At 63.4% G+C, this 11,433-nt stretch carries 11 protein-coding genes; all 11 read right to left on the reverse strand.

What is annotated here, in order from left to right:
* Positions 1-9: 9 nt before the first annotated feature.
* A complete protein-coding gene (locus BMY71_RS01950; protein ID WP_011500477.1) occupies positions 10-747 on the reverse strand; it encodes a pentapeptide repeat-containing protein in 738 nt (245 codons plus the stop codon).
* A 196-nt stretch (positions 748-943) separates the two neighbouring features.
* Complete coding sequence (locus BMY71_RS01955) at positions 944-1,714, reverse strand: enoyl-CoA hydratase/isomerase family protein (protein ID WP_139202585.1); 771 nt, start codon at positions 1,712-1,714, stop codon at positions 944-946.
* Between the two features lie 49 nt (positions 1,715-1,763).
* Positions 1,764-2,495, reverse strand: a complete 732-nt coding sequence (locus BMY71_RS01960) for a GntR family transcriptional regulator (RefSeq protein WP_175557586.1) — start codon at positions 2,493-2,495, stop codon at positions 1,764-1,766.
* Between the two features lie 8 nt (positions 2,496-2,503).
* Entirely contained in the window at positions 2,504-4,057 is a 1,554-nt protein-coding gene (locus tag BMY71_RS01965; protein ID WP_092681353.1) for an AMP-binding protein, read from the reverse strand.
* A 149-nt stretch (positions 4,058-4,206) separates the two neighbouring features.
* Complete coding sequence (locus BMY71_RS01970; RefSeq protein ID WP_092681355.1) at positions 4,207-5,439, reverse strand: ABC transporter substrate-binding protein; 1,233 nt, start codon at positions 5,437-5,439, stop codon at positions 4,207-4,209.
* A gap of 67 nt (positions 5,440-5,506) precedes the next feature.
* Positions 5,507-7,024, reverse strand: a complete 1,518-nt coding sequence (locus BMY71_RS01975; protein WP_092681357.1) for an aldehyde dehydrogenase — start codon at positions 7,022-7,024, stop codon at positions 5,507-5,509.
* Between the two features lie 22 nt (positions 7,025-7,046).
* Positions 7,047-7,745, reverse strand: coding sequence for an ABC transporter ATP-binding protein (locus BMY71_RS01980; RefSeq protein ID WP_092681359.1), 699 nt, complete (start codon positions 7,743-7,745; stop codon positions 7,047-7,049).
* Complete coding sequence (locus tag BMY71_RS01985) at positions 7,738-8,514, reverse strand: ABC transporter ATP-binding protein (RefSeq protein ID WP_011500484.1); 777 nt, start codon at positions 8,512-8,514, stop codon at positions 7,738-7,740. The genes BMY71_RS01980 and BMY71_RS01985 overlap by 8 nt, the downstream gene beginning before the upstream one ends.
* Positions 8,511-9,551 (reverse strand): branched-chain amino acid ABC transporter permease, encoded by a 1,041-nt coding sequence (locus BMY71_RS01990; RefSeq protein WP_175557587.1) that lies wholly within the window; start codon positions 9,549-9,551, stop codon positions 8,511-8,513. The genes BMY71_RS01985 and BMY71_RS01990 overlap by 4 nt, the downstream gene beginning before the upstream one ends.
* A gap of 5 nt (positions 9,552-9,556) precedes the next feature.
* Entirely contained in the window at positions 9,557-10,432 is an 876-nt protein-coding gene (locus tag BMY71_RS01995; RefSeq protein ID WP_011500486.1) for a branched-chain amino acid ABC transporter permease, read from the reverse strand.
* Positions 10,433-10,512: 80 nt separating this feature from the next.
* Complete coding sequence (locus tag BMY71_RS02000) at positions 10,513-11,325, reverse strand: enoyl-CoA hydratase (protein WP_092681363.1); 813 nt, start codon at positions 11,323-11,325, stop codon at positions 10,513-10,515.
* Positions 11,326-11,433: the final 108 nt, after the last annotated feature.

Raw genomic sequence — 11,433 nt, forward strand, 5'->3', positions numbered from 1 at the left:
AGCGTCTTCCTACTCGGAAGAAACGTCGACTCCGAGGGCCGCCAGAAGCGGGTGCATCTGGTCGGCCGACACCATCAACCGGTCGAAATTCCCGAGTTCGACCAAATTGATCCCGCTGAGATTCGCGCCCCGCATATCGGCCCGGGCCAGTTTGGCGCCCGCAGCGAACGCTTGAGCGAAGTCGCAGCCGCGCAGATCCGCGCCCTGCAAATCGGCATCGAACAGCACGGCCTCCCGGAATCGACTGTTGTTCAGATCGCAATCGGGCATCCGAATTTCGGAGAGATCGGCAAGTTCCAGATTGCAGCCTTTCATCGCGCCTGCCCATTTAACGACCTTGCCTCCGAATGCGCGGGCGAAATCGACCTTCTTGAAGACCGCACCGCGAAGATTGCAGGTCTCCATTTCCATGCCGAAGAGATCCGAGCGTTCGAATTTCGCGAATGACAGGTTGCAGCGATGGAAGCGAGCCTGCTCGATGCGCGAGAACGCGAACTGGACACCGAGATGGCCTTGATCGTCTGCGAAATCGCATTCCTCAAAAATCGCATCGCGGAAATCCGCGTTCGCAAAGCGGCAGCGGATGATGCGACATTTCGCGAATCGAGCGCCCTCGAAGCATCCACCCGAGACATTGGCGTCAGCGATGGTGCACGCGTTGAACGTGGCGCCGGAGAGATCGAGTTCGGAGAGTTCAAAACCCGACAGGTCGGCTCCGTCCAGGGTTGTTCCGGGCTCGAGTTTCATCGTTGGACCTTCAATCTCCAGGAGGACATGGATGAATCGGTCTGCTGATGTTGTTGAGTGTCTGTCCGGAGGACCGGCTGTGTCCGAACGCCGGCAGAGATTCAGTGCGCGAAGCGACCACCAGCACGCCTGGCGATCACCTCGAGAGTTGCTTCAGCCGTCATGGCCCTGAGAATGGCTCGATCAAGCCAGGAGATCAACTGCGCCCCGTGAACGCGTCGATGCTGTCGCGATGCGCCTGGGTGGATTGACAGAGCACATATTGTTCGAGATCCATGTAGCTGGCGGCATGGCTGAGCGCACCGGCGGCCTGATTGATCGCCTGCTTCGTCATCCGCAAGGGCGCAGCCGGCATCGCGAGAAAACGTTGCGCCTCGGCCTCGGCGGACGCCAGCGCGGCGCCCGGATCGCACACCACATCGACCAGCCCCCAAGCGAGCGCATCCGCGGCAGCGACCTGCTCGGCGAGCATGATCAGCCGCCGCGCTTTCGCCGGGCCGACGAGCGCGACCAGACGCGGGACGCTCTGCCAACTCATGTTCATGCCGTGACGCAATTCGGGCGCACTCAACGTCGCCATCGACGACGCCACCCGATAGTCGAGCGCCGAGGCGAACGCGAGGCCGCCGCCGATGCAATAGCCCTCGATCGCGCCGATCGTCACCGCATGGAGATCTTCCCAGGCCTTGCAGGCGCGTGCACCGATCGAGTGAATCTGCAGCCGCTCCTCGATGCTGTAGCTCTCGAACTCGGAGACCTCCTTCTGCCGCAGGTTCATGCCGGCGGAGAAGGCCTGCTCCGAGCCGGTGACGATCACCACGCGCACCGCGCGATCCGACTGCAGATCATTGGCGACGCGCCAGAGTTCTTCCAGCATCGCGTAGGACATGAGATTGACACGGCCGGCGCCGCGAAGCTGGACCACAGCCAGGTCCGGAGCCGGTCGGCTCAGCGTAAGATGTTCCACAGGCGCTCCCTTGGCCCGGCGCCCGGCGACATGCCGCGACGCCTGCACTCTAGATTTTGTATTCGCTGTCCATGATGCGGCGCGCGAAACCTTCGAGGTAGCTGAAGAGGTTCTGTACCGCCGTATGCGTCGCCGCTTCGTCGCCGATCGCGACCGCGTCCATCAGCGCGAGATGGCGCTTGATCGCCACCTCGGCTTCGCCCTCGGTCCACTGGTCGCGATAGTAGTACCAGAACCGGCGCGACAGAGCGTGCATCGGCGCGATGATCCCGCCGACGAATGGATTGCGCGAGGCTTCGACAAGGATATCCTTGTAGGCACGGTCGGCGAAAACGAAGATCGCCTGCTCCGGCTCCATGATCCCGTCGCGCAGCTCCTGCGCAAGCGTGGCCATCGCCTGGCGCTGCTGCGGCGTCGCGCGCTTCGCCGCCCTCACCGCCATGAAGGTCTCGAGCTGCTGCCGCAGGTCCAGCAGATGCAGATACTGGTTGATCTTGATCTCGGTGACGAACGCACCCTTCCGCGGCAGGATCTCGACCAGCTGTTCGACCGCCAGCCTGCGAAACGCCTCGCGAACCGGCGTGCGGCTGATCCCGAGCTCGCGGCTCAGCTGATGCTCGGACAGCGCGTGTCCGGGCGGATATTTCAGCTGGACGATGCGCGCCTCGATGATCTTGTAGGCCCGATCGGCAGACGAGATCAGATCTTCGCCCGCAGCCTCGACCGCTTCGGCGGGCGGCGGCTGCGCGATATCCTGATCCGGATCGGATGACTGGTTCATGGATTCTCTCATACGGGCGTGCAGGCGTTCTCGCTCTCTTTATCCGCGATCTTCCGCAAATGAAGGCGATCCAGCTTGCCGGTGGCATTGTGCGGCAACGCGCCGATAAAGGACACGTATCTGGGGACCTTGTAGCCGGCGATTTCGGCGCGGCAATATCTGATGATGTCGTCTTCCGTCAGCGCAACCGAGGGATCACGAACCACATAGGCGCGACCGACCTCGCCCCATTTCTCATCCGCTTCGGCGACCACCGCGACCTCGACCACGCCTGCGAGCTTCTCGATGACCCGCTCGACCTCGGCCGGGTAGACGTTCTCGCCGCCGGATATGTACATGTTCTTGGATCGGTCGACGATGTAGAAATAGCCGTCCTCGTCCTGACGCGCCATGTCGCCGGTCCGGAACCACCCGTCGCGAAACGCCGACCGACTCTCCTCGGGGCGATTCCAGTACCCCGTGGTAATCGAGGGGCCGCGCACGCAGAGTTCGCCGATATCGCCAGGCGCGACCGCCGCGCCGTCCTTGTCGGCGATCAGCGTCTCGACATGCACGATCGGAAGTCCGGCCGAACCGAGCTTGTCGAAGCCGCGCTCGGCGCTGAGGATCGTCACTGTCGGTCCGGTCTCGGTCATGCCGAAGGTCTGCTGCATACTGACGCCCTTGTCGGCATAGGCCTGCAGCAAGGGAATCGGCATCGGCGCGCCACCGACGCCGAGGCTGCGCACCCCCCGCAGATCGGCCTCGGCGAACTCCGGCAACAAGCGCATGAACAGGTAGTTCGCCGGTACGCCGAAGGTGTGACTGACCGGCGATTCCTTGCGCCCCATCAGCGCGAGCGCGCGCGGCGGATCGAAACGGCGCATCACCGTCACGGTCGCGCCGGCATGTAGCGCGGGATTGGCCGGGAGATTGAGACCGCTGGTGTGAAACATCGGCAGGAATGTCAGGCCATGGCTGTCCGGCGTCAATCCGGTCGAGAAGCCGTAATTGACCGCATGATACAGCACCATCTGGTAGGAGATCAGCACGCCCTTCGGGCGACCGGTGGTGCCCGACGTATAGATCAGCGTCCAGGTGTCGCCGAGCGTTCCGCCGTGACGCGGACCGCGCGGAGCGTGGCCGGCGATCGCCTCCTCATAGGCGCAGGCCTGGCCCGATTCGTTCATTTCGACCGGCGTCGCGCCGACGGCCGCGGCGATATCGGCCACCACAGCGCGGAATTCGCAATCGTGGAACACGACGCGCGCGCCGCAATCCCGGATCACCTCGATCAATTCGGGCGCGGCGAGCCTGACATTGAGCGGCACGAACAGCGCCCCGACGCGCATACAGGCGAACTGGATTTCGAGAATGTTGGTCGAGTTGTGCCCCAGCGTCGCCACCCGATCGCCCGCGGCGATCCCAAGCGTGTCCAGCATGAAGGCAGCCAGCGCACCGACGCGCCGATCGAGTTCGGCATAAGAAAAACTGCGCCCGGAAAAGTCGTCGACGAGCGCGACGCGCTCGGGCCGGCTCTTCGCATGGGAGGCAATCCAGTCGTAAATCGCGATGTCGGTCATTGTCGGCGCCAGAGTTAGGGCAGGTTCGCGAGCTGTTCGCCCGCAAACCTGCGGAAGATGCATTCAGTCGACCGCACGGTCTTGCGACAGTGGGATTCGACCCAGGGATCGGGCTGGTCCGGCGGCGCAGGCGACGCCGGACCGGCCGCTTACTGCGCGTTGAGATCGGTCGTGCGCTGCGCTTCGGGGACGACGATGTCGGCCCCCTTGGCGACGGTGATCAGCTCGTAGATGTCGCCCAGTTCCTTGGAGCTCGCCGGATTCTTCATCTTGTAGACGAAGAAGTCCTGCATCCACTGATGGTCCTTGGCCCGAATCACCAGCGGATTCGGCTTCAGCGAATCCTTGACCTCGTGGTTCTCCAGAGCGGCGACGATCTTGGCGCTGTCGAGCGATCCGGCTCGCTGGATCGCCCGAAGGGTCTCGCGCACGCCGAGATAGGCATTGACGGTGTTGGTGGTCGGAACCGGGTACTCGGCCTTCGGGAACTGCTTCTGATAGCGGTCCTTGAATGCCAGCGCATCAGCGGCCGGAACGTTGTAGTGCCACTCGATTCCAGCCAGCGCGATCAGCTGGTTCTTTTCCCGACCGATCGCCCAGCTGTCCTCGAAATCCAGCAGCGGCACCACGATCTTGGTCTGCTTGTAGAGTTCGAACTCCCAGATCTGCTCGAGCAGCGCCGTCGCGTCGACGCCAGCGACGTTGATGATCAGCATTTCCGGTTTGGCGTTGCGGATCGCGATGATCTGGCTGCTGAAGTCACGGGTGTTCAGCGGGATCTTGATCTCGCCGACCTCCTTGACGCCGCCCTTCTCCTTGAGCACGCGGCGCTGTTCGCCGGTCTGGGCGTGGCCGAAGGAATAGTCGTGGGTCAGGAACATCGCGGTCTTGCCGAGCTTGATCGCTTCCGGAATCACGGCGTTGGCGATCATGCTGCTCGGCGCCGGCACGAGAAACGCGTATTTGCCGGCCTTGGTGGTCACCAGCTCTTCGGCGTTGGGATCGATCGCCAGATCGATGACCTTGTTGCGCTGCGCGAATTCGAACATCGTCGCGCTCACCGCACTGCCGCCGCCATTGACGAAGAAGGCGACCTTGTCCTGCTCCAGCATCTGCGTCGCCTTGCGGGTGGTCTGCGCAGGCGTACCGGCGTCCTCGTAGACGACGACGACCTTCTTGCCCAGAATGCCGCCGGCGCTGTTCACTTCCTCGACCGCCATGTCGATACCAAGACGCTCGGTCACGCCGAGGAAGCCGTAATTGCCGCTCAGCGGCAGCAAGGCGCCGACCTTGATGGTGTCCTGCGCCTGTGCCGCCGTGGCCAGCAATGCGGCGCCGGCAAGCGCCGCATTGCGAAGTAGTCTGGTCATCTTGGTCGTCATTCTCTTCCTCCGACTTTCTTGTTTTGGAACGGTTTTCGTTTCTTTGAAGGGTTTGCCGCGCCGACGCTCAGCGCAGATTGATCCAGACGGTCTTGAGCTGGGTGTACTTCTCCAAAGCGTGGAGAGAACGATCGCGACCAAAACCCGATTGCTTCACGCCGCCGAACGGCACGGTCATGTCGCCGGCGTCGTAGCAGTTCACCCAGACCAGCCCGGCTTTCAGACGCTGGCCCATCCGGTGCGCCCGGTTGAGATCGCGCGTCCAGACCGCGGCTGCGAGGCCGTACATCGAGTCATTGGCGATACTGATCGCTTCGTCGTCGCTCTCGAACTCGATCACCGACAGCACCGGGCCGAAGATCTCTTCCTGCGCGATCCGCATCGCCGCACCGACGCCATCGAAAATGGTCGGTTCGATAAAGCAGCCGCCTTCGACCGGCTGCACCGGCTTGCCGCCCGCTACCAGTCTGGCGCCCTCGCCGGCGCCGATCTCGATGTAGTCGAGAACGCGGCGCGCCTGTTCGACGCTCACGATCGAGCCGAGAATCGTCGCCGGGTCCATCGGGTCCGCCGGCGTCATACGCTTGGTGAAGGCGACCAGCTTCTCCATGAACTGCGCCTTGACGGCCTTGTGGACAAGCAACCGCGAGCCGGCATTGCAGACCTGCCCCTGGTTGAAGAAGATCCCCATCGCCGCGGCCTTCACGGCGGCGTCGATGTCGTAGACGTCATCGAAGATGATGTTCGGGCTCTTGCCACCGCATTCGAGCCAGACCTGCTTCATGTTCGACTGCGCCGAATAGCCGAGGAAGTACTTGCCGACCTGCGTCGAGCCGGTGAAGGCCAGCACGTCGACATCCGGGTGCAGGCCGAGCGCCTTGCCGGCGGTCTCGCCGAAGCCGGTCACGACATTGAAGACGCCGTTCGGAATCCCGGCTTCGGTCGCAAGCTCGGCGACCCGCAGCGCGGTCAGCGGCGATTGCTCGGCCGGCTTCAGCACGAGGCTGTTGCCGGTGGCCAGGATAGGCGCGAACTTCCAAGCCGCCATCAGCAGCGGAAAATTCCACGGCACCACCGCGCCGACCACGCCGACGGCTTCGCGGCGCACCAGAGCCAGCGACTTGTCACCGGTCGGTGCGACCTCGTCATACAGCTTGTCGATCGCCTCGGCGGTCCAGCTGATGGCCTCTTCGACCTGAGGAATGTCCACGGCGCGCGAGAAACGGATCGGCTTGCCGACATCGAGCGTTTCGAGCAAAGCGAGTTCGTCGCGATGTTCGCGCACCAGCTTTGCGAATTGCAGCAGCACTTTCTTGCGCTGGGCCGGGGTCTGACGCGACCAGACGCCGCTCTCGAACGCCGTGCGGGCCGCCTTGACCGCACGATCGATATCCTCGGCATCGCCGGCGGCGACGTCGGTGATGGTCCGGCCGTCGATCGGGCTGATACACGCAAAGGTGCTGCCGGACGCAGCCGGCTGCCAGCCGCCATCGATGTAGAGCTGATTGCGTGGCGTGACCTTCAGACCGCGCTCGTGCCAGTCGTCCCGGCTCGGCTCCGGCTTCTTGGTGGTCTTCGTCGTCATGTTCGGGACTCCTGGAGAAATGTCAGATGCCGAGCAGATCGCTGCGCAGCTTTTCGTTGTTGCGGATGAACTCTGCGCTGCCTTCGGCAACGATCGCGCCGTGATCGAGCACGTAGCAACGGTCGGCCAGAGCGAGCGCGACGTTGATGTTCTGTTCGACCAGCAGCACCGTCATTGCATCCTGCTTGAGGCGCGCAATCGCATGGACGAGTTCTTCGACCACGATCGGCGCGAGACCTTCGGTCGGCTCGTCCAGCAACAGCAGATCCGGATTGCCCATCAGCGCGCGCGCGATCGACAGCATCTGCTGTTCGCCGCCGCTCAGATTTCCACCGGCGCGGTCTTTGATTTGCTTCAGTTTCGGGAAGACTTGATAGACGCGCTCGAGCGACCAGGTGGTCTCCGACGTGCCGCGCTTCTGACCGAGCTTCAGATTCTCCTCGACCGTGAGCACGGGGAAAATCCGGCGATCTTCAGGAACGAAGCCGATGCCGGCCTGGGCGATCCGGTACGGCACCCAACCCTGGATCTCCGCCGACCTGAACTCGATCGCGCCTTTGCGCGGCGGCGACAGCCCCATGATCGACCGCAGCGTCGTGGTCTTTCCGGCGCCGTTGCGGCCGAGCAGCGCGACGCATTCGCCTGCCGCAATGGTCAGGCTGAGGTCGAACAGGATGTGGGCATTGCCGTAGTAGGTGTTGATATCGCGCACCTCAAGCATGGGCGGCCCTCTCCTGTGGCAGGTCGTAGCGCCCGCTTCCGAGATAGGCTTCCTGGACGGCGGGGTTGGCCTGGATCTCCGCCGGCGTGCCGGATGCGAGCAGGCGGCCCTGGCTGAGCACCAGAATGGTGTCCGAGATCGACAGCACCACCGACATGTGATGCTCGACCAGAACGACGGTCAGGCTCTGTGCGAGCTCGCGCACGAACTCGCCCATGATCGAACTCTCATACATCCCGAGGCCGCTCATCGGCTCATCCAGCAGCAACGTCTTGGGACGGGTCGCGAGCGACAGGCCGATCTCGAGATGGCGGCGATGGCCGTGGGACAGGTCGCAGGCCCGGACCTTGCGCTTGTCCGGCAAGCGGATGCGTTCGGTGATTTCGGCGACCTCGTCCTCGACCGGGCCGTGGACGTCGGCCGCGCAGAACAGCTTGCGCGATCGTCCGTGCCGCCGTTGCACGGCGACACGGATGTTCTCCTCCACGGTCAACGCATCGAAGACGTTGAGAATCTGGAAGGTCCGTGTCAGGCCGCAACGAACCTTCTGATGCACCGGCATGTCGGTGACGTCGTTGCCGTCGAAATACACCTTGCCCCGTGTCGGCAGATAGAGGCCGGTGAGCAGATTGAAGAACGACGTCTTGCCGGCGCCGTTGGGGCCGATGATGGAGGTGAGCTTGCCGGCTGCGATCTCGACGCTCACGCCATCGACCGGCTTGACGGCTCCGAACTGCACCGACAGGTTTTCGGTTCTCAACCCGCTCATTGGCCCGCTCCGTAGCGCGATGAGGACTGCGCAGAGATCACGGTCTCCCTGGCCGTGCGGCCGAACCTCCGCCGCGCCGAAGCCACGAATTTCGAGAAGGCTTCCGGCAGGCCATTGGGGAACGTCGTGACCACGACGATGAAGATCAGCCCGAAGAAGAACATCCAGTGCTGGGTGTAGCCGCTGATCAGGTCCTGCGCGCCGACGAACACCGCGGCGCCGAGGATCGGGCCGAAGAAGCTGGAGAGGCCGCCGCCGAGCAACGTCAGGATGACGATGTTGCCGGATTCGATCCAGAACAGGTTCTGCGGATAGGCCGCATACTGGAACCAGGCATAGAGGCCGCCGGCGAGTCCGGAGAACGATCCGGAGATGACGATCGCGGCGAGCTTGTAGAGGGCGGTGTCGTAGCCGAGATACTGGGTGCGGACCTCGTTGCTCTTGATCGCCGTCAGCAGACTGCCGAACGGTGAATTGGTGATCCGCCAGATCAGCCACAGCGCGACCATGAAGATCGCCAGCGTGAAGTAGTAGAAATTGATATGGCTGCTGAGATCGAGGCCGAACGGCGCGGGCCGCTTCAGGCCCGTCAGCCCGGTCTCGCCGCCGGTCAGCTCATCCCAGCGCAGCGCCACGATGTAGAACATCTGGCCGAACGACAACGTCAGCAGGCCGAAATAGATTCCGCGCTTCTTTCTGACCAGCAGGCCGACGAACAGTGACGCGACCAGCCCGGCGGCGATCGCTGCGGCCAGGCTGATGACGATTCCATTCAGGCCATAGCGCTGCAGGATTCCGACCGCATAGGCGCCCGAGCCGAAGAATGCGGCGTGGCCGAAGGAGGCAAGGCCGGTGGTGCCCAGCAGAATGTTGTAGCTCATCGCGAACAGCGCGATGATCAGCACCTCGGTGGCCAGATTGACGCCGAGGCCGATCGCCGTCAGCAGCCAGGGCAGCACGGTGAATAGCGCCAGCAAGGCGACGAACATCCGGATCGGCGCGCGCCGAGCGGCGGGAGTCGGGATCAATGCGCTCATCGCCATCACTCCAGAACGCTGCGGGTGCCGAGCAGACCGCGCGGCCGATAGATCAGAACGACGACGGCGAGCACGTACATCATCAGATCGGAGAAGCGCGGGACGACCATGACGGCGAACGAATTGGCGACGCCGACCAGCAGCCCGGCGAGCACGCTGCCCCAGAAGCTGCCCATGCCGCCGATCACGACGATGAGGAAGGCCGGAAGCAGTGCGTCGAGGCCCATCTGCGGACGCACGCTCCACAGCGGCGCGGCGATGATGCCGGCGAGCGCCGCCATCGCGGCGGCGAGGCCGAACACCAGCGCGCGGATGCGCGGCAAGTTCTTGCCGAGGATGCCGACCATCTCGCTGTCATGCGAGCCGGCCCGGATCATCGCGCCGTAGGGTGTCTTGGCCAGAAACAGCCACACCGAAAAGATCGCGACCAGGGCGAAGCCGCCCATGAACAGCCGATATTTCGAATACACCATGAAGCCGAGGTCGATGCTTCCCTTGGCGAGGTCCGGCGGCGAGATGGAATAAGCGAGCTTGCCCCAGATCATCTGGATGACGTCTTCGCCGGCCATCGCGATGCCGAAGGTCAACAACAGGACAAACAACGGGTCCTTGCCATAGAGGCGCCGGATGAAGGTCTGTTCGAGCATGACGCCGAGGGCGCCGACGACGAGCGGCGCGATCAGCAGAGCCGGCCAGTAGCCGACCACCTTGTGCAGCGACAGCGCCAGATAGGCGCCGAGCGCGAACAGCAATCCATGGGCGAAATTGATGACGCCCATGACGCTCAGCACCATCGTGAAGCCCGAGGCGACCAACGCCAGGATCAATCCCAGGATGACGCCATTGGTCAGCTGACTGACCACCTCCGCAAGGCTCGGCATTAGCTTCCTCCAGCCGCACGCCGTCGTTCCGGCAAATCAATGCCGGCGCGGCGCTGTTATCGGTTTGTGATTGGTTCGTTCTACTTTCCGGTGAAACGCGCCGGACGTCGCTCGATGAAGTGAGCGACACCCTCGCGGAAATCGTCGCTCTGGATGCTGAGGAACATCTCGCGATTGGCGTCGGAAATCGCGTCGCCCAATTCCTGGTACGGCGCCTCCCAGAGCTGCCGCTTCATCACCTGCACCGAGCGCGGCGACACTTCGGTCGCAAGCACCGCCGCAAGCGCCATCGCGGCGGGCATCAGCTGGTCCGGCGGCAGGACGCGGCCGACAAGGCCCATCTCGCGCGCTTCGGCGGCATCGATCTTGCGCGACGTCAGCAGCAGATCGATGGCGTTGGCGTGGCCCACCACGCGCGGCAGGATCCAGGCAATGCCGTGCTCCGCAATCAGTCCGCGCTTGGCGAAAGCCGTCGCGAACACCGCCTTCTCCGACGCCAGACGGAAATCGCTGTACAGCGCCATCACCAGGCCGAGACCGGCGGCGGCGCCATTGATGGCGCTGATGATCGGCTTGTTCGACGCCGGAAAGTAGGAATAGCGGGTCTGATAGTCGGCGCGCCGGTTCATGTCATAGGGGCGCATCCAGTCACGGCGCTGGATGTCGTCCGGCGGCAGCACCTCCAGCTCATCCATGTCCATACCGGCGCAGAAGGCCTTGCCCTTTCCGGTGAGAACAATGGCGCGCACAGCCAAGTCAGCATCCGCCTGCTCGATCGCATCGCGCAATTCGTTTTCGAGAACTTGCGTCAGCGCGTTCATGCGCTCGGGCCGGTTCAGACTGATCACGGCGACCTGACCGTCCACCTCATAGGTCAACTGACTGAAGCTCAACGCAAACCTCCCCTGACCAAGCACGGCTCATTTTTGAACACTATAGGTTCTTTAGTGGTACATCAGTTTAATGTCAACGACTTGCGGGGCTACCGAGATCGATGGGGA

It is taken from the genome of Rhodopseudomonas pseudopalustris, from assembly GCF_900110435.1.
Classification (GTDB): domain Bacteria; phylum Pseudomonadota; class Alphaproteobacteria; order Rhizobiales; family Xanthobacteraceae; genus Rhodopseudomonas; species Rhodopseudomonas pseudopalustris.